At 72.2% G+C, this 24,216-nt stretch carries 25 protein-coding genes; 16 read left to right on the top strand and 9 right to left on the bottom strand.

All coding sequences use genetic code 11. The annotated features are described in order from the left end of the window. The first annotated feature begins 2 nt into the window (after positions 1–2). Positions 3–1,805: an AMP-binding protein gene (locus ACWEVS_RS04560; RefSeq protein ID WP_452549915.1), complete on the top strand. Its 1,803-nt coding sequence runs from the start codon at positions 3–5 to the stop codon at positions 1,803–1,805. 55 nt (positions 1,806–1,860) lie between these two features. On the opposite strand, the gene ACWEVS_RS04565 is transcribed toward ACWEVS_RS04560, so the two are convergent. Next, complete coding sequence (locus ACWEVS_RS04565; RefSeq protein ID WP_452549916.1) at positions 1,861–2,313, bottom strand: MarR family winged helix-turn-helix transcriptional regulator; 453 nt, start codon at positions 2,311–2,313, stop codon at positions 1,861–1,863. 62 nt (positions 2,314–2,375) lie between these two features. Here ACWEVS_RS04565 and ACWEVS_RS04570 point away from each other — a divergent pair, with 62 nt between their 5' ends. From ACWEVS_RS04570 to ACWEVS_RS04625, 12 genes are all read left to right on the top strand, one after another. Next, positions 2,376–3,506 (top strand): FAD-dependent oxidoreductase, encoded by a 1,131-nt coding sequence (locus ACWEVS_RS04570; RefSeq protein ID WP_452549918.1) that lies wholly within the window; start codon positions 2,376–2,378, stop codon positions 3,504–3,506. A 267-nt stretch (positions 3,507–3,773) separates the two neighbouring features. Then, positions 3,774–4,385 carry a hypothetical protein gene (locus tag ACWEVS_RS04575; protein ID WP_452549919.1) on the top strand — a complete coding sequence of 204 codons (612 nt, stop codon included), beginning with the start codon at positions 3,774–3,776 and terminating at the stop codon, positions 4,383–4,385. A 5-nt stretch (positions 4,386–4,390) separates the two neighbouring features. Beyond that, the gene (locus ACWEVS_RS04580) at positions 4,391–5,575 is read left to right on the top strand and encodes an SRPBCC family protein (RefSeq protein WP_452549920.1); all 1,185 of its coding nucleotides are present in this window, start codon (positions 4,391–4,393) and stop codon (positions 5,573–5,575) included. Between the two features lie 40 nt (positions 5,576–5,615). Then, positions 5,616–6,077 (top strand): gas vesicle protein GvpJ, encoded by a 462-nt coding sequence (gvpJ, locus tag ACWEVS_RS04585; protein WP_452549922.1) that lies wholly within the window; start codon positions 5,616–5,618, stop codon positions 6,075–6,077. Between the two features lies 1 nt (position 6,078). Next, complete coding sequence (locus tag ACWEVS_RS04590) at positions 6,079–6,870, top strand: GvpL/GvpF family gas vesicle protein (protein WP_452549924.1); 792 nt, start codon at positions 6,079–6,081, stop codon at positions 6,868–6,870. Beyond that, the gene (locus ACWEVS_RS04595; RefSeq protein ID WP_452549925.1) at positions 6,870–7,127 is read left to right on the top strand and encodes a gas vesicle protein GvpG; all 258 of its coding nucleotides are present in this window, start codon (positions 6,870–6,872) and stop codon (positions 7,125–7,127) included. The genes ACWEVS_RS04590 and ACWEVS_RS04595 overlap by 1 nt, the downstream gene beginning before the upstream one ends. A 4-nt stretch (positions 7,128–7,131) precedes the next feature. Next, complete coding sequence (gene gvpO / locus ACWEVS_RS04600; protein WP_452413008.1) at positions 7,132–7,473, top strand: gas vesicle protein GvpO; 342 nt, start codon at positions 7,132–7,134, stop codon at positions 7,471–7,473. A 1-nt stretch (position 7,474) separates the two neighbouring features. Beyond that, positions 7,475–7,891: a gas vesicle protein GvpJ gene (gene gvpJ, locus ACWEVS_RS04605; protein WP_449915515.1), complete on the top strand. Its 417-nt coding sequence runs from the start codon at positions 7,475–7,477 to the stop codon at positions 7,889–7,891. Beyond that, complete coding sequence (locus tag ACWEVS_RS04610) at positions 7,860–8,684, top strand: GvpL/GvpF family gas vesicle protein (protein ID WP_449915517.1); 825 nt, start codon at positions 7,860–7,862, stop codon at positions 8,682–8,684. The genes gvpJ (ACWEVS_RS04605) and ACWEVS_RS04610 overlap by 32 nt, the downstream gene beginning before the upstream one ends. Further along, on the top strand, positions 8,674–8,907 hold the full coding sequence (locus ACWEVS_RS04615; protein WP_449915519.1) for a gas vesicle protein: 234 nt from the start codon (positions 8,674–8,676) through the stop codon (positions 8,905–8,907). The genes ACWEVS_RS04610 and ACWEVS_RS04615 overlap by 11 nt, the downstream gene beginning before the upstream one ends. A 7-nt stretch (positions 8,908–8,914) precedes the next feature. Next, positions 8,915–9,217 (top strand): gas vesicle protein K, encoded by a 303-nt coding sequence (locus ACWEVS_RS04620; RefSeq protein WP_354921818.1) that lies wholly within the window; start codon positions 8,915–8,917, stop codon positions 9,215–9,217. Positions 9,218–9,291: 74 nt separating this feature from the next. After that, a complete protein-coding gene (locus ACWEVS_RS04625; RefSeq protein WP_452549927.1) occupies positions 9,292–10,455 on the top strand; it encodes an ROK family protein in 1,164 nt (387 codons plus the stop codon). 29 nt (positions 10,456–10,484) lie between these two features. Here ACWEVS_RS04625 and ACWEVS_RS04630 read toward each other — a convergent pair whose 3' ends face one another. Beyond that, on the bottom strand, positions 10,485–10,658 hold the full coding sequence (locus tag ACWEVS_RS04630; RefSeq protein ID WP_354921823.1) for a CsbD family protein: 174 nt from the start codon (positions 10,656–10,658) through the stop codon (positions 10,485–10,487). A gap of 118 nt (positions 10,659–10,776) precedes the next feature. Between ACWEVS_RS04630 and ACWEVS_RS04635 the strand changes: the two genes are divergently transcribed. Then, on the top strand, positions 10,777–11,655 hold the full coding sequence (locus ACWEVS_RS04635; protein WP_354921889.1) for an alpha/beta fold hydrolase: 879 nt from the start codon (positions 10,777–10,779) through the stop codon (positions 11,653–11,655). Here the strand turns inward: ACWEVS_RS04635 and fxsT are convergent. The 6 genes from fxsT to ACWEVS_RS04665 form a co-directional block, all read right to left on the bottom strand. Further along, positions 11,624–15,442: an FxSxx-COOH system tetratricopeptide repeat protein gene (gene fxsT / locus ACWEVS_RS04640; RefSeq protein ID WP_449915524.1), complete on the bottom strand. Its 3,819-nt coding sequence runs from the start codon at positions 15,440–15,442 to the stop codon at positions 11,624–11,626. The genes ACWEVS_RS04635 and fxsT overlap by 32 nt on opposite strands. Continuing rightward, positions 15,439–16,521 carry a TIR-like protein FxsC gene (locus tag ACWEVS_RS04645; protein ID WP_452549929.1) on the bottom strand — a complete coding sequence of 361 codons (1,083 nt, stop codon included), beginning with the start codon at positions 16,519–16,521 and terminating at the stop codon, positions 15,439–15,441. The genes fxsT and ACWEVS_RS04645 overlap by 4 nt, the downstream gene beginning before the upstream one ends. Before the next feature lie 12 nt (positions 16,522–16,533). After that, positions 16,534–17,286, bottom strand: a complete 753-nt coding sequence (locus ACWEVS_RS04650) for an aminoglycoside N(3)-acetyltransferase (protein ID WP_449915529.1) — start codon at positions 17,284–17,286, stop codon at positions 16,534–16,536. After that, entirely contained in the window at positions 17,283–19,487 is a 2,205-nt protein-coding gene (locus ACWEVS_RS04655; protein WP_452549931.1) for an FxsB family cyclophane-forming radical SAM/SPASM peptide maturase, read from the bottom strand. Before ACWEVS_RS04655 ends, ACWEVS_RS04650 begins: the two co-directional genes overlap by 4 nt. Positions 19,488–19,506: 19 nt before the next feature. Continuing rightward, positions 19,507–19,677: a hypothetical protein gene (locus tag ACWEVS_RS04660; RefSeq protein ID WP_354921837.1), complete on the bottom strand. Its 171-nt coding sequence runs from the start codon at positions 19,675–19,677 to the stop codon at positions 19,507–19,509. Between the two features lie 199 nt (positions 19,678–19,876). Next, complete coding sequence (locus ACWEVS_RS04665; RefSeq protein ID WP_452549933.1) at positions 19,877–21,031, bottom strand: hypothetical protein; 1,155 nt, start codon at positions 21,029–21,031, stop codon at positions 19,877–19,879. A gap of 306 nt (positions 21,032–21,337) precedes the next feature. Here ACWEVS_RS04665 and ACWEVS_RS04670 point away from each other — a divergent pair, with 306 nt between their 5' ends. After that, positions 21,338–21,844 (top strand): hypothetical protein, encoded by a 507-nt coding sequence (locus ACWEVS_RS04670; RefSeq protein ID WP_452549934.1) that lies wholly within the window; start codon positions 21,338–21,340, stop codon positions 21,842–21,844. 287 nt (positions 21,845–22,131) lie between these two features. Here the strand turns inward: ACWEVS_RS04670 and ACWEVS_RS04675 are convergent, their stop codons facing one another. Next, positions 22,132–22,869, bottom strand: a complete 738-nt coding sequence (locus ACWEVS_RS04675) for a class I SAM-dependent methyltransferase (protein ID WP_449915537.1) — start codon at positions 22,867–22,869, stop codon at positions 22,132–22,134. Positions 22,870–23,194: 325 nt separating this feature from the next. On the opposite strand from ACWEVS_RS04675, the gene trpD reads away from it, so the two are divergent. Beyond that, complete coding sequence (gene trpD, locus ACWEVS_RS04680; RefSeq protein WP_452549936.1) at positions 23,195–24,211, top strand: anthranilate phosphoribosyltransferase; 1,017 nt, start codon at positions 23,195–23,197, stop codon at positions 24,209–24,211. The last annotated feature ends 5 nt before the right edge of the window (positions 24,212–24,216 follow it).

Here is a 24,216-nt window from a genome sequence, read left to right on the forward strand (position 1 = left end):
CGATGCGCGCCGAGCATCGCGATTTCCGGGCGGACTGGCTCGAGGAGTCCATCGCCGCCCGGTTCTGGGCCGTCGTCGCCGAGCATCCCGACCGGGTCGCGGTGCTCGGCGAGGAGGGACCGCTCACCTACGCCGAGCTCGCCCGGGAGGTCCAGGCCGTGGCCGCGGCCGTGCACGGGGCCTCCCGGGTCGGGCTCCTGGTCGGTCACGGTCCCAGGATGGTGGCCGCCATCCTGGGGGTGCTCACGGCCGGCGCCACCTACGTGCCCCTCGATCCGGCCTACCCGCGGGCACGCCTGGAGCGCATGGCCGAGCTGGCCCGGCCGGAGCTGGTCGTGACCCTGCCCGAGCACAAGGACGTGCTCGACGGCGACCTCGTCGACCTCACCTCGGTGCCGCCGGCGCCGGGCTTCCGGCCCGTCGCCGTGGACCCGGACGCGCCGGCGTACATCCTGTTCACCTCAGGGTCCACGGGCCGGCCCAAGGGGGTCGTGCAGAGCCACCGGGGAGCGTTGTTCCAGATCCGGACGCATACCAACAACCTGCGTATCGGGCCCTCGGACCGGATCAGTGTCGTCTCCTCCTTCAGCTACGACATGGCCGTGACGGACGGCTTCTCCGCGCTGCTCAACGGAGCCGCCGTGGTGCCGGTCGACCTCCGGCTGCACGGGCTGGGACGGCTGCGGGAAGCCCTCGTCAGCGGATCGGTCACGATCTATCACTCGACCCCGACCGTTTACCGGTATCTGCTCGACTCCCTTTCCCCTGACGAGGTGCTGCCGGACATCCGGGTCGTCGTGCTGGGCGGCGAGGAGGTCGTCCGCCACGACCTCGACCGCTTCCGGCGGCATTTCCCCTCCTCCTGCGTCTTCGTCAACGGTTACGGGGCCACCGAGATCTCCTTCGTCGCGCAGAACCACCTGACGGCCGCCGGCCTGGGCGACGACCCGGTCGTGCCCATCGGGCGGCCCCTGGACGGTGTGGAGATCGAACTCCGCGCCCCGCGACCGGACCCGGCGGAGGGCGAGATCGTCATCCGCAGCCGGTACCTGGCCGGCTACCTGGGCGCCTCGGAACGGGACCAGGCCAGGTTCGGCGTCGATCCGGACGGCATGCGGTACTACCGCACCGGCGACCTCGGGCGGTGGCTTCCCGACGGCCGCCTCGCCTACCTGGGCCGCCTCGACCGGCAGGTCAAGATCCGCGGCCACCGCGTCGAGCTGGGCGAGGTCGAAGCCGTGCTGGCCACGCTGGTGCCCCGGGCCGCCGTCGTCACCCGTGAGGTCAGGGGCGAGCCCCAGATCGTGGCCTACGTCCTGGGCGCCGACGCCGCCGGGCTGCGCGAGCGGCTGGCCGAGGAGTTGCCCGACTTCATGGTTCCCTCCGTGATCGTCCAGGTCGACACCCTGCCCCTGACCCCGACCGGGAAGATCGACACCGCCGCCCTGCCGGACCCGAGCCCCGGACCCGCCCCCGTGCGAACGGCGAGCCTGCCGCGGCCCGTGGCCGAGCTCGCCACCCAGATCGCGGGCGTCTGGGGCGCCGTGCTCGACCTGCGGGAGGTCGACTGGGAGCGGTCGTTCTTCGACCAGGGAGGGCACTCGCTGCTCATGGCGAAGGTCCAGCAGCGGCTCGAAAGCGTCCTGGGCCGGCGCGTCCCGCTGACCACCCTCTACGCCCATGCCACCGTCGAGTCCCTCGCGCGCCACCTCGCGTCAGGGGACGAGCGGGCGGCCGAGGCGGGCGCGCCGAGCGACGCCCCCGCCGTCCGCGCGGCCCTGCGCCGCCGGCGCCGCCGGCCCTGACCAGGCTCCTGCCCGCCCGCGCGCGGGGAAAGGGCCGGTCAGGACGGGCAGGCGTTCAGGACGCGCCCTCTCGCAGTTCCTTGGCGGCCGCTCGATAGCCCTGGGCGACGCGGCCGAACATGTCCAGCAGTACCCCGACCTGTTCCGGCCGGTAGTCCAGGCTGACCGCCTCCAGGTGGCGCCTGGACGACGCGCAGGCGGCGTCGTAATCGTCCATGCCGCCCTCGACCAGTTCGACGGTGACCGTACGCCGGTCACGTTCCCCGCGCACCCGGCGCGCGTAGCCGGCCTTCTCCAGCCTGTCGATCAACCGGGTGGTCGAGGCGGACGGCAGCCCGAGCTCATCGGAGATCGCCCCCACGGCGAGCGGTCCGCGCGTCTCCAGCAGCATGAGGGCGGCGACGTCGGCCGGTTGCAGGCCGAGCCGTTCGGCGACCGCCTCGTTGTGCAGGAGGACCGCGATCAGGAACTCGCGGAACCCGGCCTCTCCCGGGTGGTTGTGGGCCACTTTCACAACCTACTCCACGGCGATATATCTTCATATCGGAGATACTCCGATTTGGAGGAGATATGGAGATCCTTGTCATCGGCGCCGGCGTGGGCGGACTCGCGGTGTCCCGCGCGTTACTGGCCGCCGGGCACCGCGTGCGGGTTTACGAGCAGGCTCCGGCCCGGCGGACAGGAGGTAAGGCGCTGCTCGTCTGGAGCAACGGCAACGCCGTCCTCGACGATCTCGGCATCAGCCTGGACGGCGTCGGCGCCCGCATCGACAGGATCGACGCGATGACCGACGACGGGCGGCTGCGCACCAGCATGGACATCGCCCACGCGGCCGGCCGCTTCGGCTTCGCCACCCAGGCGATCCCCCGCCGGCACCTGCTGGAACGCCTGGGTGACGGGCTGCCCGACGACCTCGTCCGCTACGGCACGAGCTGCCAGGGCGTGAGCCAGGACGACGACCGGGTCACGGTGACCTTCAGCGACGGGTCGACGGCCACGGGAGACCTGCTCATCGGAGCCGACGGCCACCACTCGGCCGTCCGGCGCCACCTGTGGGGCGACGGCTCGGTCCAGCCGGCCACCTTCGGCACGTGGCAGGGCCTCAGCCCGATCGACATCGACCTCACCGGCACGCACCGCCATCTCATGATCACCGGGCCGGAGGGCGCGTGCGGGCTCATGCCCGCCGGCGACGGTTTGCTGCAGTGGTGGTTCGACGTGCGGTGGTCACCCACCGACCCCCGGCCCGCCGCCCCGCTGGCCGAGCTGCGGCGCAGGTTCGGGCGGTGGGCCTCGCCCGTCCCCGAGGTGCTCGCCGCCGCCACCGAGGACGACCTCGAGTTCTTCGGCCACCACTGGAACAAGGTCCGCCCGGTATGGGGAGAGGGCCGCATCACCCTGGTCGGCGACGCCGCCCACACCATGCCGCCCACCCTGGGACAGGGCGCCAACCAGACCCTCGAGGACGCGTGGGTGCTCGGCCGCGAGCTCGCCAGGGGCGGCGACCCTGCGGTACGGCTGCGCGCCTACGAGAAGGCCCGCTACCCGCACATCTCCCTGGTATCGAGGCTGGCCAAGCGCAATCCCGCCAACTGGCGCATCCCGCCGCTGCTCGGCCGGCTGATCCCGGAAACGTCCCAGACGGGAATGCTCGCCCGCTTCAGCAATCGCCTCACCACGCCTGCCGTCCGATCCGCCTGACGCGGCCGCCGGTCGCGCCGTGCCGCCCGCCCCTTCCGCGACGAACCTGCCGGTGTCCGGCGCCCACCAGGCCGGATAGCGATCGTCAAGTTTGTACCTCTTTTTCGGCTATATGCGTGTTTGTCAGATTTTCGGGGCAGAAGGGGGACCGATTCACGGCTCGGGAGAGGCGCCTCCAGGAGCAGATCGCCGTTCGAGCGGATGCTTCGCCGGTGCGGCCCTGCCGGGTGGTCGAGGTCGAGGCAGGAACGGCAAGGAGCGCTCATCATGAAGGACCGAACACGGGTAGCGCTGGCTGTGATCGCCGGCTACTACCTCGGTCGGCGGCACAAGCTGGGGCTGGCCATGGCGCTGGCGGCCGCCGGGCTGGCGAGCGGGATGACTCGGGGCGAGGGCGGCGGCGGACTGCTCCAGCTGGGGAGCAAGCTGCTCGGCGAAAGCCCCGAGTTGCAACAGCTGACCGGACGCCTGCGGGGCGAGCTGGTGGAGGTCGGCAAGGCCGCGGCGGTGGCCGCGACCAGCAGGCAGATCGACTCGTTGAGCTCGCGTCTGCACGACCGCGCCGAATCCCTGCGGCAGCCCGGCGGCGGCAGGGGCGCCGACGAGCAGGCCGGTGCCGAGGAGCAGACCGGCGACGGAGAAGGCGAGCGGACCGCCGGCGGAGCGGGCAGGAGCCGCGGCGCGGAGGAGACAACGGACCGTGGCGCGGGCGGCCGGGCCGGCCCGGAGGCCGACGAGGAAGACCAGTACGACGAGGACGAGTACGACTACGTCGAGGAGCCCTACGACGAGGAGGAACAAGAGCCTCCTGAGGAGGAGCCCACACCACCGCCGAGGCGTCAGCGTCCCGTCCGGCCGGTCTCCAGGACGCGGAGGTGACGTCGATGGCCGCGCCGAAGACAGCAGTCACCGAGAAGGTGGCGGAGAAGATCGCGCAGGCCGTGCCCACGGACCGGCTCGCCCAGGAGATGCAGAACCTCGTCCAGGCCATGGCCGAGCGGGCGCTGCTTTCCCTGACCGGCAAGGTCGAGGGCATGGCCGGCCGGCTGACCGACTTCGCGGCCGGCGGCGGAACCAGCCTGATCAGCGCCATCACCGGGTCGGAACCCGGCGGTTCCGGGCTGGCCAAGGCGGCTGAGGCCGTCAAGGGCGGCATCGGGAGCACGGGCCAGAAGCTCGGGGGCGTGAGGCAGAAGCTCGGGAAGGCGGGCCAGAAGAGCGCCAAGCCCAAGATGACCAACATCGTCGAATCCGTCGACGTCGGCGCTCCCGTGCGCGTCGTCTACAACCAGTGGACGCGCTTCCAGGACTTCCCCGGCTTCATGAAGAAGGTCGAGAGCGTCGAGCAGGAGTCCGAGGAGCAGGTGAGCTGGAAGGCGCAGGTCTTCTGGTCGCATCGGACGTGGCAGGCCAAGGTGATCGAGCAGGTGCCCGACAAGCTGATCATCTGGCGTTCGGAGGGAAACAAGGGATATGTCGACGGCGCGGTGACCTTCCACGCGCTCACCCCTGATCTCACCCGCGTGGTGCTCGTCCTCGAGTACCACCCGCAGGGCGTGGTCGAGCGGGTCGGGAACATGTGGCGCGCGCAGGGGCGGCGGGCACGGCTGGAGCTCAAGCACTTCGTCCGGCACGTCATGACGCAGACGATGCTGCACCCCGAGGAGATGGCCGACGACGGCTGGCGTGGCGAGATCCACGACGGCGAGGTGGTGAAGGACCACGAGACGGCGCTCCAGGAGGAGCAGGAGCGGGAGGAGCCCGCGGACGAGAGGGCCGAGGAGGAACCCGCGGAGGAGCCCGAAGAGGAACGCGAGGACGAGAGGGCCGAGGAGGAACAGCCGGAGGAGGAACCCGAGGAAGAGGAGGAGGAAGAAGAGGAAGGACCCCAGCGGGAGACCGCCGAGGAGGAGGAAGAGGAGCCCGAGGAGGCTTCCCGGCCCGCCGTCGCCAGGGAGCGGTCGACGGGAGCGGGCGCCGCGCGTCCGGTACGGCGGCGCCGCGAGGCTGAGGAGGACCAGCCGTCCTCCCCGGCGCGCAGAAGGACGGGCTCGACGCGCACCAGGTGACGGGCCACGCAAGCAACGACCACCAAGGAAGAGGCAGGGCATGACGGTGCAGCCTGCGGGAGGCGGCGGGGTGACCAGCCGTCCTTCCGGAACGAGTCTGGCCGATGTCGTCGACACGATCCTCGACAAAGGGCTCGTCATCGACGCCTACGTCAGCGTCTCGCTGATCGGCATCGAGATCCTGAGCATCGACGCGCGGATCGTCGTGGCGAGCGTGGACACGTATCTGCGTTTCGCCGAGGCGACGGATCGGCTGGATCTCACCAAGTCCAGAAAACCTGGGCTTCCGGAGGTCGTGCAGAGCGTGACGGGAGGCGGGGGCCCGCAAGAGGCGGCAGAGCAGATCCAGGCCGAACAGGTGCAGGCGGAGCAGGTGCCGTCCGAGGACGACGAGCGCCCCTCGCTGGAGGCGGCCGGCAAGAGGCTGGAGGACCTGGTCGGCGACCGCGACGAGGAGCGGGAGCCTGCCCGGTCGCGCGGGAGAAAGAGGGAGGAGGGCTGACATGGGCCAGACCACCGAGACGACCGAACAGCCTGCCACCGAGCAGAAGACCGGGTGCTACCTCTACGGCATCGTGCCCGCGGACGTGGAGGTCGACCCGGAGGCCCAGGGCGTGGCGGAGGCGCGGATACGCACGGTACAGCACGGCGACCTGGCCGCGCTGGTGAGCGAGATCACCCTCGACCGCCCGCTCGGCACCCCCGACGACCTGCGCGCGCACGAGCAGCTGCTCGACGCGACCGCCGCCGAGGTGCCGGTGCTGCCGATCCGCTTCGGCGCCGTGCTGGCGACCTGCGACGCGGCGGTCGAGGAACTGCTGGCCCCCTATCACGACGAGTTCGCCGCCGCGCTGCGGGAGCTGGAGGGGCGCGCGCAGTTCGCGGTGAAGGGCCGCTACGCCGAGGAGACGGTGCTCGGCGAGGTGCTCGAGGAGAACCCCGAGATCGAGCGGCTCCGGGAGGAGATCCACGGCCTGCCGGAGGACGCCACGCGGAACCAGCGCATCCAGCTCGGCGAGCTGATCAACACGGCGGTCGCCGCCAAGCGCGAAGCGGACACCGCGGCGCTGCTCGAAGCCGTCAAGACGGTCGTCGTCATGTCGTCCCTCCGCGAGCCGTCACACGAGCTGGACGCCATGAACGTGGCGCTCCTCGTCGAGACCGACCGCGAGGGCGAGCTGGCGCAGGTCGTGGAGGAGCTCGGACGGCAATGGGCCGGGCGGATCGAGCTGCGCCTGCTCGGGCCGATGGCGCCCTACGACTTCGTGGTGAGCGGCGGCCAGGGTGGTGGGTGATGGGACTTCTCACCATGGTCGTGGGCCTTCCGCTCGCGCCGCTCAAAGGACTGATCAAGCTCGCGGAGGTGCTGCGGGACGAGGCGGACCGCCAGCTGTACGACCCCTCGGTGGCCAAGCGCGAGCTCGAGGAGATCGAGAACGCCAGGGACGCCGGCGAGATCTCCGCGGAGGAGGCGGAGGAGGCCATGGAGCGGGTCCTGCTACGGATCACCGGCCAGGCCACCGACCCGCCCGATGACACGGAGGGGAGGTGACTTCGTGCCTGCCAAGCGCAGGGTCGCACGTCCCGAGGAAGACCGGAACGACCGGCCCGCCGCGCGCCGTACAGGTGACATGACGGCCGCGTCGGCGGGCCAGGCAGGCCTGCGCCACATCATCGACCTGACCGGGCGAGAAGCCGAGGGCGTCACGATGGTGGAACCGGCGGAGGACGGCTGGGTGGTGGAGGTCGAGGTCGTCGAGGACCGCCGCATCCCCTCGGCCGGCGACATCCTGGCCCTCTACGAGGTGGACCTCGACGAGGAGGGCAACCTTCTCGCCTACCGGAGGAAGGGACGGTACCGGCGGGGCACAGGCGACAGAGCGTACGAGGAGTCATGACATGACCGACCCGCGTTCCGCGCCTGCCGTACGACCGATGTCCTCTCCCGCGCGACAGGGCGGGCGCGAGCCCGCCAACCTCGGCGACATCCTGGAGCGCGTGCTCGACAGGGGGGTGGTGATCGCGGGCGACATCCGGGTGAACCTGCTGGACATCGAACTGCTCACGATCAAGTTGCGGCTGGTGATCGCCTCCGTCGACACGGCCAGGGAGATGGGTATCGACTGGTGGGAGCACGACCCATGGCTCACGGGCGACAGCCGGGGCCTCCTGGAGGAGAACCGCAGGCTGCGCGCCAGGCTCGAGGCGCTGGAGGAGCGCGAGTCCCTGGGCGCGGGCCGAGAGGAGCGCCAGTCCCTGCGGGCCGGACGATCGGACGAGCAGCGTGAACGACACAGCCAACGAGACACCGAATGACACCCTGCGGGACACGGGGACCTACCTCTACGCCGTGACCCGCGACCTCGGTCTCAAGGTGCCTGAGGGCCTGGTCGGTGTGGCCGGCACGCCGGTGCGGGCCGTCGCGCACGCCGGGCTGGTGGCCTACGTGAGCACCGTCCCGCTGAGCCTGTTCGGGGCGGAGCCGCTGCGGCGGTCGATGGAGGACCTCGACTGGCTCGGCCGGACCGCGAGGGCCCACCATCACGTCGTGGAGGCGGTCGCGGAGGGCTGCCCGGCCGCGCCGGTCCGGCTGGTCACCGTCTACAGCGGCGACGACCAGATCAGGCAGCTCCTCAGCCGCAGGCACGACGACTTCGTGGAGGTGCTCGCCCGCATCGCCGACCGGCAGGAGTGGGGTGTGAAGGCCTACGTCGACCTGTCCGCCGCCGCTCCCCCCGAGGAGGAGACGGTGCAGGCGGGCGGCCCGGGAGCGGCCTACCTCAGGCGGCGCCGGCAGAGCATTCGCGGTCGCGAGGAGTCGTGGCGCAAGGCCGCCGCGCGCGCGGAGGAGATCCACGAGGCGCTCTCGTCCCTCGCCATCGGGAGCCGGCGGCACCGCGCCCAGGACCCGCAGCTGTCGGGCCGCAGCGAGCTCATGATCCTCAACGGCGCCTACCTCGTCGAGCGGGACCGCGCCGGCGAGTTCACCCGCGCCGTCGAGGGGTTGCGCGGGCAGGGTGTGGACGTCGAGCTGACCGGTCCCTGGGCGCCCTACTCCTTCACCGATCTGGCCGATCCGGCGGAGCCGGAGGTGCTCGGTGACGCTTGAGGAGCCGCGCGGTGCCCAGCTGGCCAGGGAGGGCCGCCTTCCCCCCGAACGGGTGGCGCTGGTCGACCTGCTGGACCGGCTGCTGGCCGGCGGGGTGGTCGTGAGCGGCGACCTGGTCCTGTCCATCGCCGACATCGACCTCGTCCGGATCTCCGTACGGGCGTTGATCATGTCCGTGCGGGAGTGCGACACGACGGCGGGCGACGACACCGGCTGGAGGTGAGAGCGCGATGGAACCACGTCATACGGCGCGCACGAGCAGGGTGCGCATCGAGACCGACCGCGAGGCCATGGAACGCGACCTCTCCCGCCTGGTGCTGACCCTGGTCGAGCTCGTCCGCCAGCTGGTGGAGCGCCAGTGCGTGCGGCGGATGGAGCAGGGGGACCTGTCGGACGAGCAGATCGAGGTGCTCGGGCTGACGCTGATGCGGCTGGAGGAGGCGATGACCGAGCTGTGCGACCGGTTCGGCCTGACCCCGGCCGATCTCAACCTCGACCTCGGACCGCTCGGGACCCTGCTTCCCGAGGACTGATCAGGTGCCGCTCACGCGCCGCCGGCGACTAATAATGGAGTCCTGCATTAGTGGGCCGGTCGGCGAGGTGGGCTGTGGACATCGGTGGCGGAGATCTCCGGCGGCTGCGCCATCTCAACTCGCTGGCCTGCCTCCGGGTGCTGCGCGGGGCCGATCCGCTGACGCTCGCCGAGGTGGCCAGGCGCACCGGGCTGTCCAGGGCGTCGGCCGTCGAGGTGGTCGCCGACCTGTGCGAGCGCGGCTGGATCATGGAGGTGCCGCCCACGCGGGGTGCCATGGGCAGGCCCGCGCGCCGCTACCGCTTCCGTTTCGAGGCCGGTCACGTCCTCGGGCTCGACATCGGCGTGCACAAGGTGCTGGCCGCGATCACCGACCTGGACGGCCGGGTCGTCGCCAGCGGCAGGACCCCGGTCAGCCCCGACGTGCCGCGCCCTGAGCGGCTGGCCGCCGTGGACCGTGCCGTCGCCGCCTGCATGGAGACGGCGGGCCTGGCGCCCGGCGAGGTCTGGGCGGTCACCGCCGGGACGGTGGGCGTGGTCGACCGTAAAGGCCAGGTGACCGCCGTCCACGCGATACCCGACTGGGCGGGCGTGGACCTGATCGCGCACCTCGGGGCCACGTTCGACGCGCCGGTCCTGGTGTGCAACGACAGCAGGCTGGCGGCGCTGGCCGAGCAGCGGATGGGCGTGGCCCGCGACGTGCGCGACCTGGTCTACCTGCACGCCGGTCGGCGGCCCGGCGCCGCCGTCGTCCTGGACGGCAGGCTCCACCACGGGTTCGGCGGCGCGGCGGGCGAGGTGGGCATGCTGGACGCGGTGGGCTGGCTGCGCATGGGCGAGCACCTGGAGCGGTCGCCGTCGTTCGCGGGAGCGGCGCCCGACGAGGTGGCCGGACTGGTCTTCCGCGCGGCGCGGCAGGGCGACGCCGGCGCGCTGGCGGCCGTCGAGCGGTACGCCGCGGACCTGGCGGTGGGCACGGCGGCCATGGTGCTCACCCTCGATCCGGAAGTGGTCGTGCTGGGCGGTGGCCTGTCCCGCTCGGGCGACGTGCTGCTGGAGCCGCTGCGCCGCGCGCTGGAGCCGCTGTGCCTGCGGATGCCGGAGATCCGCCTGTCGACCCTGGGCGAGAACTGCGTGGTGCTGGGCGCGGCGTGCATGGCCATCGACGAGGTCGACGCGCTGACGCTGTCCGCCGACGACCCGCTGGAGCGCGCCCGGCACACGTCGATGGCCCCCTGAGCGAAAGACCGGACGGTCTTTCGCCGTGGTCACTTCCTGAAGGCGTCCTTCGTCTTCTCAGCGGCCAGTCTGAGACTGCCCTTGACCTTTTCGGCTTTTCCCTTCGCCTGCAGCGAACGGTTGCCGGTCATCTCGCCGAATCTCTGCTTGACCTTGCCTTTCGTCTCCTGGATCTTGGCCTTGGCCTTTTCGGTCCTCCCCATGGCCGCGCCTCCCCCCGCGTGACGAATTGTTGCTGTCCACAATAGGTCGCGGGTGACGACGAGCCGCCGCGGCCCACATAAGTTCACCGTTCTGGGCATAACCGGAGCTGTGACGACAATGGTGCGCACCTCCGGGGGCAGGAAGCTCGCCGTCGAGGAATGGGGGTCCCCCACCGGCCATCCCGTCTTCCTGCTGCACGGCACTCCGGGCAGCAGGCTCGGCCCCAGACCCAGGGCCTCGGTGCTGTACCGGCTTGGCGTACGGCTGATCACCTTCGACCGTCCCGGCTACGGCGGGTCGGATCCCGCGCGCGGGCGCCGGGTCAGCGACGCGGTCGAGGACGTCAGCGCGGTCGCCGACTCGCTCGGCCTCGACACCTTCGCCGTCGTGGGCCGCTCGGGCGGCGGGCCGCACGCGCTGGCCTGCGCCGCGCTGCTGCCCGGACGGACGTCGAAGGCCGCGGTGCTCGTCGGCCTGGCGCCGCGCACCGCCGAGGGCCTCGACTGGTTCGAGGGGATGGCCGAGTCGAACGTGGTGGAGTACAGCGCCGCCTGCGCCGGCTACGACGTGATCGCCGAACGGCTCGGCGCGGCGGCCAGGCGGATCAGGGCCAACCCCGCCCAGCTCGTCGCGGGGCTGTTCCACGAGTTACCGGAGGCCGACCGCAGGGTGGTGGCCGACGACGGCATCAGGACGATGCTGTGGCGCAACTTCGCCGAGGGCCTGCGCCACTCGGCCGACGGCTGGGTGGACGACGCCATGGCGTTCATCCGGCCGTGGGGATTCGACCCCGCCGTGATCGAGACGCCCACGCTGTTGTGGCACGGCGAGGACGACGTGTTCTCCCCCGTCGCGCACTGCCGCTGGCTCGGCGAGCGGATCCCCGGCGCGGTCGTGGCCGTGGAGCGCGGGGCGGCGCACTTCGGCGCGCTGTCGGTGCTGCCCGACGTGCTGCGCTGGCTGGTCACGTCGGCTGAGGTTCGAGGTCCCTGTTGATGCGCCGCCACTCGCGCAGCGACTCGATGTTGGGGTGTCCAGGGCCCAGCACGTCTCTCATCAGACCGATGACCTCGCGCTGCTGACCCGTCGAGTGCAGGGTGACGGCGAGGTTGGCACGGCAGGCGAGCGTGTCGGGGTGCTGTGCGCCGAGCACGCCCCTGAGCAGGGCGGCGGTGTCGCGCTCGAGCGATTCGGCGGCGGCCAGGTCGCCGAGGTCGCCCAGGCAGTTGGCGTAGTTGACGGCGCACGACAGGGAGAAGGGGTGGTCGGCGGCCAGCCGTACCCTGAAGGCCTCCAGGGTCTGCTCGCCCAGCTCGCACGCCTCCCGCACCGCGCCGGTGCCGCGCAGGTAGGTGATCAGGTTGTTGGCGACGACGAGCGTGTAGGGGTGGGTGGCGCCGAGGCCGGCGCGGAACTCCTCGAGGATCCCCGTGGCGATGCGCCGCGCCTGCGGCTTGTTGTCCAGCGCCGACAGGCAGCAGGCGTACTCCAGCTCGGCCGCCCTGGTCTCGGGGGAGGCGGGGAAGTGCTGGACGTAGCGGTCGTAGGTGTCCTTGGCCAGTTCGAGCGCCTCGCTCTGCGCTCCGGCCTTGCGCAGCGAGACCGCCAGGCTCTTGGCGGTGCGCAGCGTGTCGAGGAAGTCGTCGCCGAGCACGTCCTGGTACTTCTCCAGCGTGTCGCGCAGCAGCTCGACCGACACCCGGAACTCGCCCGCCTCCCGGTGGTCGCGCGCCAGGTTGGCCTGCGAGAACAGCGTGTAGGGATGGGTGGCGCCGAGCACCGACCTGCGCCGCTCCAGCGTCTCCTGGTCGATCCGCCGGGCCGAGAAGCAGTCGCCGACCAGCCGGTAGGAGACGGCCAGGTTGTTGGCGGCGGCGAGGGTACGCGGGTGCTCCTCGCCGAACAGCTCCTTGAACTGGGCGTAGGTGTTCTGGTCGAGCGCGAGCGCCTGCCTGAACTCGCCGAGGCCGCGCAGGTCGGCGGCGAGGCTGCCCGAGGTCATGAGCGTGTGCGGGTGCCGCCCGCCGAGCGTGGCCTTCTGCAGAGCCATGACCTGCTCGTCCTCCTCCTTCGCCGCCTTGTAGCGGCCCTGTGACCGCAGCACGTTGGCCAGGTGGAAGCGCAGGTAGAGCGTCTGCCAGTGGTCGGGCCCGTACGAGTCGAGCCAGGCCCGCTCCAGCTGCCGGCCGCGCTCCAGCGCCCGCTCGAAGTTGCCGCGCTTCCAGGTGTAGCGGACCGAGTCGATGAGGAGCTGGCGGGTGTCCTCGTCCCCGCACTCGGCCGCCCGCGACGGCGTCAGGTGCGGCCAGATCAGGCTGTAGCGCGGCCAGTTCTCCGGGTCGTCGACGTCGCCCTGGCGCGGCCGGGCGCCCACGAGCACGGTGTGCACGTCATGGCAGGCGCGCGTCTGGGCCTCGTCGTCCATCTGGCTGCGGATCACCGCCTGCACGAGGCGGTGCACCTGGATGGTGTTGTCGCCCTGGTCCACCCGCGCCAGCGCGAACCTGCTGATCTCCCTGATGACGCTGCCGAGCATGAGCTTCTCGCGCAGGGTGTCGTCGTGCTCGCGCAGCAGCCGCACCATCTCGTCGCTGTAGATCATGGTCATCGAGATGGGCTCGGCGGAGAAGAACGCGCACAGCTGCAGCAGCCGCACCGCCGCGGGCGAGCGGCGCCTGAGCTGTTCGAGCGAGACGCTCCAGGTGGCGGCGACCGGCTTGGGGCCGCGGAAGGTGGGCAGCGCCCTGGTCAGCTCGCTCTCGAGCAGCTCGACGTAGTCGCCCGCGGGCATGCCCGTCTCCCGCAGCCACGCGCCCGCCTGGTCGACGGCCAGCGGCAGGAACCCCAGCGCCGCGGCCACCTTCTCGGCGTCGCTCTCGGCCAGCCCCGGCACCTGCCCGCGCAGGTGCTCGACGCTCTCGTCGCGGCTGAAGACGTCCACCTCCAGCGGCGCGGCCACGCTCGACCAGGCGGGGTTGCGCGAGGTGATCAGCACGTGCCCGGCGGGGCTCACCGGAAGATAGTCGGTGAGCTCGGCCAGCTCGGTGGCGTTGTCGAAGATCAACAGCCACCTCGGGTACGGCTCGCCGCGCCGCAGCCCCTCCAGCACGGCTCTGACCGTGGCGTCCTCCGGCTTGAGCCCCAGCCTGGGCGCCAGCTCGTCGAGGAAGTTGTCGGAGATGGCGGCGGGCTCCTCCGCCGACACCCACCACACGAGGTCGTAGTCGGCCATGAAGCGGTAGGCGTACTCCAGCGCGACCTGCGTCTTGCCGACGCCGCCGAGGCCGTACAGGGCCATCGGCAGGACGACCGCCTGGCCGGTGCCGACGAGCTGGTTGCGCAGCTCCTCCAGCACGGCCGCGCGCCCGGTGAAGGCGGCGTTGCGGGGCGGCAGGTTGGAGACCCTGGGCGGCGTGCCGGGGAAGCGCGGGCCGATCGGGGCGGGCTCGGCGGGGTGCTCGGGCGTGTGGCCGGCCCTGCCGAAGGCGTGCAGGAGCAGCTGCGCCGCCTCACCCTCGACGAGCTGGTCGATGCGGACGCCCTCCTGGGTGGGCACGTCGCCGACGCAGACGGCGACGTAGGGCGGCGGCTGCGCGACGAAGTGCCTGGTCCTCGGCGAGCGCTGGAAGGCGGGCGAGACCACGGCGGCGGTCCTGGCCGCGCCCGCCAGCGCCTGCTCCCAGTCGGGCAGGTCGGCGCTGACCTGCAGGACCTTCATCCCGCTCCGGCGCAGCAGCGCGGCGACCCAGTCGGCCCACATCCGGTCCTCGGGGACGTAGGCGAGCGCCAGCGTCCCCTCCTCCTCCGGCTCGGGCGGCCTGCGCTCGAACAGCGCCAGGACGTGTGCGCGGACCTCCTCGGTGACCGGCGGCAGCCCGTTGACGTCGCCGTCGGTGACCGCGCCGGCCAGCCGCTCGTAGGCGGACAGGATGGACGTCGGCGAGGAGGCGACCTCGCCGAAGGTGGCCAGCGTCTCCTCGTAGGCGTAGAAGGGCACGTAGGGGATCTCGATGGCGGCCCAGTACTCCTCGGCGTCGGTCCCCTTGGGGAATCCGGCGAAGCGCCTGCGCGCCAGCGCCCGCCCGGCGTCGAGCTTCTTCTTCTCGCCCGACTCGATGCGCATCGGGACCGGCAGGATCCTGATGCCCCTGTCGCCGTAGCGCTGGTCGATGTGCCTGGCCACGGCCGCCGCGCCGTCGATGCTCTGGTCGCTGAGCGTGAAGCAGTCGACGAGGACGTCGGGGAAGTGCACGGTGCAGATGTCGGCGATGTCGCTGAGCCCGGTGCGGCTGTCGATCAGCACGTAGTCGTAGTGGCGCCGCATGTCGGCGCGCAGCGCGTCGAGGAAGACGCCGCCGCCGAGCCGTTCGTAGAAGTTGTCCCAGTCGAAGGTGGACAGCAGCGAGGAGTAGTCGCGGTTCTGCCGCCCCGCCGAGATGAAGTCGATGGTGCCGCTGCCCGGGAAGTGGTCGTACTCCAGGGACACCGCGCGCGGCAGCACCTGGGTGTACTCCAGGTGCCAGTCGGCCGCGCGCTCGACCGGTTGCAACGCGGCGAAGGCGTAGTCGGTGATCAGCTCGATGACGCCGGGCGTCGCGCTGATCACCCCCGCGTCCAGGAAGGGGTGGAAGAACCTGTGCAGGCCGGGCGATTCCAGGTCCCAGTCGAGCGCCAGGACCTTCCTGCCGTTGGCGGCGAGGATCCAGGCCACGTTGGCCAGCGCCATCGTGCGTCCCGTGCCGCCCTTGTAGGAGTAGAACGTGATGATCCTGCCCTCGCTCATGACCACTCCTCGGGACCGCTCAACCTCGGTTTCTCGCTCGACGGGCCAGGCGGTGGATAGCCGGGCGCCTCGCGCAGCCGCCGCCACTCCGCCTGCCTGATCAGGTCGGCCAGCGCGTCCAGGTCGGAGATCGGCCTGGCCTGGACCGTCTCGCGCAGCGCGCGCTCCAGCCGCTCGCGCTCAGACGCGCTCTGCGTGTCACCCGCGGGCCAGGGCACGAGCACGGGCGCGGTCAGCCGCGACACCGCCTCGCGCACCCCCGCGTCGGCCAGCGCCCACGGGTCGAGGAGCACCACCCCCTGCTCGCCGTCGAGCCCGCCGGCCTCCTCCAGCGTGCCGACGACGGGGCGCAGCCCCTGCCGCCTGACGACCTCGGCCGCCGCCTCGGCGAGCGTGCCGGGGCCCGCGAAAGGGTTCCAGTCGAGCGGCGACCTGCCGTAGAAGCCGGGGTCGCGGTCACCCGGCAGCGCACTCAGGGACGGCGCCACCACCGTCACGTGGTACGGCCTGCCGGTCTCGACGGTCGCGAACGCGTTCGGCTGCTCCCGGTAGTCGGGGATGGCCTGGTAGGGCACCTGGACCGTCCTGCCGACCTCGATGATCCTGCGCGCCAGCCACCAGACGCCCTCCTTGTACGCCTCGCGGAAGCGGCGCAGTTTCATGACCCCGTAGATGCCGCTTCTGGCGTACTCCTTGCCGAAGGCGGCGTGCTCGTAGTTGAGCACGCCCGCGCACTCCGGTACCGGCGTGTCGTACAGCGGCGCCCACAGCACCGGCAGGATGGCCTCGGAGCCGGGACCGCAACGCCGGCTGAAGGCGCCCCACTCCTTGCCGCAGTGCTCGCTGTCGAAGTAGCTCATGGAGTAGACGGGCACGAAGACCCTGCAGGTGGACAGCGCCTGGGAGACATGTGATGGCCAGATCCCGCCGATCGGCACCTGCCGGTCCATGAAGCCCGGCTGCTCCACGTTGACGACGGCGCGCACGTCGTCGGACAGGTGTTTGAAGAAGCGAGCGACCCAGAGGTCGCTCACGTCGTTGCGCCGGTAGCTCAGAAAGAAGTACGGGGATTCGGGCAACCCGCCTCCTTCCTATTTCACGGCAAGCCAATTCACTGCGAAATCCACCATCGGCGCAAGAGGCAGTAGACGACATTCTGCCCGGCCAACACCGCCTTTCCGCGAGAAATCCGTTTTGTCGAGATCGGCGCCCAGTTCTGTCAGGTGAGCGTCCTGGAGGTCCACGTCCTGGTATTCCCACCAGCCTTCCTCCACCACACATCGGTAGGTCCTGAGCGGCGGGTCAGGCAGGCGGTACTCCGCGAGGTGCAGAGCCGTACAGGCGGTGTAACCCACGCCGAGCAGCAGGATCCACGCGTTCGCCTCGTACAGCCGGGCCAGCGGGGAGTGCTCGCCGAGGTGGCAGTCGCGGGCGTGGCCGTCCATCAGCTTGGCGGCCATGGGGCCCAGCGCGGCGAAGGAGGTCTGCGGGTGCGCGCTGCGCACCGCCCCCTCGGTGGTCCTGACGTGCTCGGCCAGCCGTCCCATGCCGGTGGACGGCGTGGTCAGCGGGTCGAAGGGCGGCATCGTCGCGCGGAAGGCGGCGACCTGCCCGGGGGACATGCCCGCGATCCGCTCCAGGTGCTCGCGCGAGGTGTCGGAGTTGCCGGCCGTCTGCGTGGGCACGACCAGCGTGCCCTCCTCGCCCAGCACGTCGCGCAGCGCCGCCGCGGCGGTCGCCGCCGTGACGTCGCCGACCCTGCGCAGCGCGCTGTGGACGAGCAGGACCTGGCCGGCCGCCACCCCCAGCCGGCTGAGCTGGCCGGACAGCTCCCGCCTGGTCATCCGAACCTGCCGCGGTGGGCCGCCCGCTCCTCCTGCGCGGCGCGCTCGGCCGTCTCGGGCACCGGTTCGTCCAGCCACGGCATGACGCTCCGCCGCATGCCCGCCACGAACGCCACGCCCAGCGGGGTCAGCGTGCCCGCGCCGAGCAGCGTCTCGACGGCCATGGCGGTGTCCGCCCGCCAGCGGGCGAAGGCGCGGGCGTCGCGCCGGCGCCAGAAGTCGGTGACGGCCAGATGCGCGTAGGCGCCCTGCAGCAGTCCCTCCAGCGGGCGGGGATCGTCACGCCACGGCGCGTAGAAGAGCCGGGCGTCGCGCGCGTCGAACAGGTCGAACAGGTCGAGCACCGCGCCCAGCTTCACGTGCTGGAACTCGTGCAGGAGCAGCAGGGCCAGGCTCTCCCCCTCGTCCGGCAGCGTGGTGGCGATCGCGCCGAACGCGTGCCTGGAGGCCGAACTGGTGGCGCCGCCGACCGTGCTGAGCGGGGTCAGCGTGGTCAGCCCCGCCCTGATCGCGGGCAGGTAGGCGGGATGGTCGCGCTCGATCACCCGGACGGCCGCGGCGAACCGCTCCTGCCACGCCCGCGCCTGCTCGCCGGTCAGCCGCGGTGCCGGCGACCACTGGTGGCAGTCGCGGTAGGGGTCCAGGTCCTCCACCGCCACCTCCATCCCCCCTGCCGAGAGCCGCCGCAACGGCTCCCAGGCTGCCCCGCCCGCCTCGGCGCCCCCGCCGTCGAGGCGCACCACGGTGCCGGTCATGCCGGTGAAGGCGCCGAGGCCGGGCAGGTAGCCGACGCCGCCACGCACCTCCACCTCGACCTCGGCCGTGACACCTGCCCTGAGCGCGGCGGCCGCCGCGATGTTGCCGAGGTGGGCGGGGCCTGCCGTACCGGCCAGGTGTCCGGCCGCCCACGCCAGCACGTACGGGTGGTCCAGCACGGCGGCCAGCGCGGCGGGATGCTCGGCGTCGATCCTGGTCAGCAGGCGCCACGCGGCGCCCGGCGCGGCGGCCTTCGTCAGCGCCAGCCTGCGCAGGCTGGCCTGGCCCGCGGCCAGCGCCGCGACCGTCTCCGCGCTCCCGTGCCCCGCGGCCAGCTCGCCGAGCTGCGCCGACGTCAGCTCGTGCGTACGGCGCAGCCGCCCCCGCACGTGCGTGATCAGCTTGAGCAGGTCGGCGCAGTAGACGCTCGGATTGGCGAAGCCGCCCCCCTTGTAGCGGTGCGGGTAGAGGCCCCCGCCGCAGCTGCCGACCACAGGGCAGCGCCGGCACGCCTCGGCCAGCCCGTCGATCCCGCGCTGCCGCGCCACGATCCCCGGATGCCCGGCCACCTCGTCGAGCGGGTGGGAGAACACGTCAAGCCCGGTCGCCGGGGCGCCGTCGTAGGCGGTCTTCAGCGAGTCGACCTGCTCGTAGGCGCCGTCGGTCTCGATGACCACCAGGTCGCTGGGCTCCAGGCCGAGCGCTTCGGTGGTGCTCGGGCCACCCCTCGACGTCGACTCGATCGACTCGAACAGCCGCACGGACATCGGCCTGCCGTCGGCCACCCACCTGTCGAAGACGGCGACGAGCCAGTCGCCCGCCCCGCGCTCCGGCGGGTCGTCCCAGGTGGCGTGCTTGAGCAGGAAGTCGACCCGCGGTGGCGCCTGCCGGGCCAGCGCCTCGTAGACGGCGATCGGGTCGTTGGCCACGTCCACCGTGCACAGCAACCCCGCGTAGAGGTGCGGACGCCGGCGCAGCAGGGCCAGCCTGCCGACCACCCTGTCGTGGCTGCCCCTGCCGTCGGCGTAGCGCCGGTGGCGGTCGTGGGCGGCCCGGTCGCCGTCGAGCGAGACCCCCACCTTGATGCCGTGTTCCTCGAACAGGTCGAGGAAGTCGTCGTCCAGCAGCAACCCGTTGGTGTGCAGGCGCAGGTCGAGGCGGCAGGTGCCGGCCAGCGCCGACTCGATCGCCTCGGCGACGGCCCGCAGCCTGGCGTGGCCGGCCAGGAGCGGCTCGCCGCCGTGGAGGACGACCGTGATCCGGTCGAGGGCGTGGCTCTTGACGTGCTCGGCGATGCGCAACGCGCTCCAGGCGATCGTCTCGGCGGACATCACCCTGGGCCGTCGGCGCCAGCTCCGGTCGGCGTGCTCGTACACGTAGCAGTGGTCGCAGGCCAGGTCGCACCTGCTGTGGACCTTGAGGACGAACTGGCGGAACGGCACCATCGCCGCCCTCCCGTCAGATTCAGATGGCGGAGTTGAACGCCGCGACGGAGACCCTCGGGGTGTCGGGAACGACGCGGCGCAGCATGCCCTCCAGCTCCGCGTCGCACATGTCGTTCTCACACAGACTGCTCAGCGGGACGTCACGCACATCGACGACGCCCGAAATAACCGCTGTGGCCTCTTTGTCCATGTCTGTTCCATCGCTCGGAAAACCCTGCAGGGATTCAAGGGGAGTGTAATCCTGGCGATCCCCGTGGCTTCCGACCGCCCGCGGCAAAACTCCCCTCGAGTTTTCCCTCATCTCTGGATACGTCCCGGCAGCGGCACCCGCCTCATACCTTTTCCGCCCCGGGAAGCGCGGTCAGGAGAACGCGGTCGGGAGAACGCGGTCAGGAGAACAGGGCCTCGGACACGTCGAGCCTGAGGCCCGGCACGGCGGCCTCGGCCTGCATCGCGGCCAGGAAGAAGATCAGCGCACTCGGCTCGCCCTCGGCCTTGCGCTCGACGGCCAGCGCCAATGCCGCCTTGGCCAGTTTGACCCCGCGCAGCCGCAACTCCGCGGCCTCGGCGACCCTGCCCGTCGCCCGGCGCAGCCAGTGGGTCGCCGCCTCCAGCCACACCTCACTGTCGCGGTCGCCCTTCGCGGCCTCGCAGGCCAGCAGCACGGCCACCTCGTAGGCCGCGCCCGCGTTCCCCTCCCGCGCGCTGTCGAGCAGTTCCAGGCCGACCGCGCCGTAGCTGGCAGGCATGCGATGCGCGGCCGGGCCCAGCGCGCCGACGGGCGCCTCACCGGGGACAGACGTCTTCCCCAGCGCGGACGACTCACCAGGGGCCTTCCCGAACGAGGGCGACCCACCGGAAGCGGACGACTTCCCCAGCGCGGACGACCCGCCGGAAGCAGGCGCTCCGCCGCGAGCGGACGTGCGAGCCTCGCCCGGGGCGGGTCCTTCGCCGGGGGCGAGCCTTTCGCCGAGGGCCGGCCTTCCTCCGGGGGCGAGCCGTTCCCCGTGAGCCGACCTTTCCCCGGGGGCGAGCCGTTCCCCGTGAGCCGACCTTTCCCCGGGGGCGAGCCGTTCCCCGGCGGCCGGCCCTTCCCTGTGGGCGAGCCTTTCGCGGGAGGCCGGCCTTTCACCGGAGGCGTGCGTCTCGCTGTGGGCGGGCGTTTCGGCGGGGGCGGGCGCGAGGACGTCGCCGCCCGCGGGCCGCTCGGCCGCGGCCCTCCACAGCCCGACGAACTCCTGGATCAGGTCGCCCGCCTCGGCGACCGGCAGCCCTGTGACGGTCGCGGCCTGATGGCAGGCCAGCACGAACGTCCTGATCAGCGGCCACGACGGCAGCCTGCGGTGCTTGCCGGTCACCAGGTCGCCGAGGGTGGCGCGCGGCAGCGGGCGCCAGGCGTCGTCGCCCGGCCCCTCCTTCCTGATCTCGTCGGCGTACCTTTCGAGCGCCGCGTAGGACGGCCTGCCGGCGTCTATCCGATACAGCCTGTCGATGCGCCGCCGAAGGACGGCAAGAGGGTCCTCGCCTTGATCGTTCTCACACATCAGCCAACCTGTTCCCGAGAACGAGAAAGGCCCCGCCATGGCAGGGCCGCCAAGAAATACGACTGGCCCCAGTTTATGAGGGAAACGGCAGATGTGGGTGGCAGTCCGAGACTGTCCGCATACATCCGGAATCACGGCAAGCACCGGCGCGCACCAGCCATCACTGGTACCACTACGGCCATGGGTCTCCCGCTCGCCGCACGAGCGGTGGCCCTTTATGTCTATCTAGAGCGGATTTATCCGCATCTAGATGCCCTTATCGCCATCTAGGAGCAATGACGCCCATGGCTAGAAAACTGCGCAGCCGTGAATACATCCGTCCTGGTGCCGGTTCCGTTACGGCACCGCATGGCCGGTGAGGCGACCAGCGTGCCCAGAGGAAAGACGCCCATTCTCCCGGGGTGGTTGACGGCCGCGCTCACCCTGCCGCTGAGCTCGGCCGGTGCCTACGCGCTCGGCAACCAGTCGGCCACCCTGTCCGGTCAGGCGCTGCTGTGCGTCCTGCTCGTGACGGGGCTGCCGTGCCTCTGCGCGCTCGCGGTGCACCTGCCCGGCATCGTCAACTCCTGGGCCGACGCCCGCGTCAAGATCATCGCGCATCGGGATCCCGGCAACGCCGCCGCCCACGCGCAGCTGTTCAGGGCCAGCGTGGGCGCCACCGCGATGGCGCGGAACAAGATCGAGGGGCAGCAGGTGGTCTCCATCGCCAACCACCCCGTGGGGTCACCGGCCCAGCCACAGGAGACGGGCAGCCCGCCCACGCTGGACGACCTCTCCGTCACCCCGCTGCGCCCGGCGGGCACCGACGGCTGACTCCAGCCCGCCGAGGTGACCTCGGCAAGCCGGTGGAACCATGGCCACCCGGCCGCCGCGCTCACCTCCCGCCCCCGGTCACCTCACCGCCATGGCCGCCCGTCACCTCACCGCCCCAGCCGCCCTGCGACCCCGGTCACCTCACCGCCCCGGCCGCCCCGCACCCCGGTCACCTCACCGCCCCGGCCGCCTCCCGACCCCGGTCCTCCCGACCCTGGTCACCTCGCGGCCGCGGTCACCTCGCAGGCGCGGCCAAGGGGAGAGCGTGGTCGCGCAACGCCGCCGTGTCAGCCGATGGCCGTGGCGGTGCGGAGTTCGGTGAGGTAGCGCTTGACGACGCGCCCGCCGTACCGGGAGGAGACGAGCGCCCCGACGCAGTCGAGCAGGGCGGCGCGCGCGGGCAGCGCGCGGAGACCCGAGTAGGTCGACAGCAGGTCGAGGTACTCCTCGGTGGTGTAGGCCAGCTCCCACTCCCAGCGCTCGAAGACGGGGGCGGCGAACCCGGGCAGCGCCTCACCGTCGGGCGGGACGGCGGCGGCGGGCCGGAGCCGCAGGCCCGGCGTCGTGGCGGGGTCGAACCGTTCGTAGCACTCCTGGACCTCGGCGAAGAAGGCCGCGGTGCCGCCCGCCACGTGGTGCGTGGCCACGGTGGCGAGCAGCCCGCCGGGGCGGAGCGCGGCCCGCGCCCTGGCCACCCGCGTGGCCGGGTCGAGCCAGTGGAAGGAGGTGGCCGCGAACACCACGTCGTACGGCTCGGCCGGCAGCGGCCACGTCTCGAAGTCGGCGTTGACCACCTCGACGGACGGCATGCGGGCCCGCGCCAGCGCCGCCAGCGCGGGCCCCAGCTCGACGGCGGTGACGACGCAGCCGCGGCCGAGCAGGCCGCGGGTGGCCTGCCCGGTGCCGCAGCCGATCTCCAGCACGCGCGACGCCACGGGGATGCGGGTGAACAGTTCGGCCGGGTAGCCGGGCCTGGCCCTGTCGTAGAGCTCCGCGTCCTCGTCGAACGTTCGCCTCAGATCCACGGCCGCTCCCTTCGCGGTGTCTCCTGCGGCGGCACGGCCCCGATCCGGCGACGCGTGCGCGCGGGGCCGGCCCCGATCCGGCGACGCGTGCGCGCGGGACCGGTACAGATCCGGCGACGCGTGCGCGCGGGGGCGGTGCCGGCGGCGCCGACCGCTGTGTCCCGGAGGGGGGAGAGCACCGACATGCCGGTAGCATGTCATGTCATGATCGCGCTTTCCTGGTGGCCGGCCTTCTAGGCGGTCCCTGCGCGATGTCCGATGACCGCCCTTCGCGAGGCGGTCATCGATGGTTGGCCTCCTCGTCCGCACGACTGGAGGCTCGAACATGACGACCTGGTCCACTCTGCTCGGCACGCTGCTCGACGGTCGATCGCTGCGCGCGCGGGACACCGCGTGGGCGATGGGCCAGATCATGGCCGGCGCGGCGACCGACGCGCAGATCGCCGGGTTCGCCGTCGCGCTGCGCGCCAAGGGCGAGACCGTCGAGGAGGTGTCGGGGCTGGCGACGGCGCTGCTCGACGGCGCCGCCCCGCTGGAGGTGCCCGGCGACGCGGTCGATCTCGTCGGAACGGGCGGCGACCAGGCCCACACCGTGAACGTCTCCACCATGGCCGCGATCGTCGCCGCCGCGGCGGGGGCGAAGGTCGTCAAGCACGGCGGGAGGGCGGCCTCGTCGTCCACGGGCGCCGCCGACGTGCTGGAGGCGCTCGGCGTCGTGGTCGACCTGTCCCCCGCGCGCGCGGCGGGGGTCGCGGCGGAGGTGGGGATCACCTTCCTGTTCGCCGCGCGGCACCATCCGGCCTTCCGGCACACCACCGGGCCGCGCAGGCAGCTCGGCGTGCCGACGGTCTTCAACGTGCTCGGGCCGCTGGTCAACCCGGCCAGGCCGGCGGCGCAGGCGGTGGGGGTGTTCCACGCGCACCTGGCGCCGGTCGTCGCGGGGGTGCTGGCGGCGCGGGGCTGCTCGTCGCTGGTGTTCAGGGGCGACGACGGCCTGGACGAGCTGACCACGACAGGGCCGTCCACCATCTGGGAGGTCAGGGACGGGACGGTCACGTCGAGCCGCTTCGACCCGCTGTCGCTGGGCATCGCCCGGGCGTCCGTCGACGACCTCAGGGGCGCGGACGCCGCGTACAACGCCGAGGTCGCGCGGCAGGTGCTGGGCGGCGCTCCGGGGCCGGTGCGCGACATCGTCTGCCTGAACGCCGCCGCGGCGCTGGCGGCGGCCGGGCGGGAGGGGGTGCGCGGGCTGGCGGCGGCCTACGGACGCGCGTGCGCGGCGATCGACTCGGGCGCGGCCGCGGCGCTCCTGGAGCGCTGGGCGGCGGCCACCCGGCGCTGATTCCA

The sequence above is a fragment of the Nonomuraea sp. NPDC003754 genome (assembly GCF_053605785.1).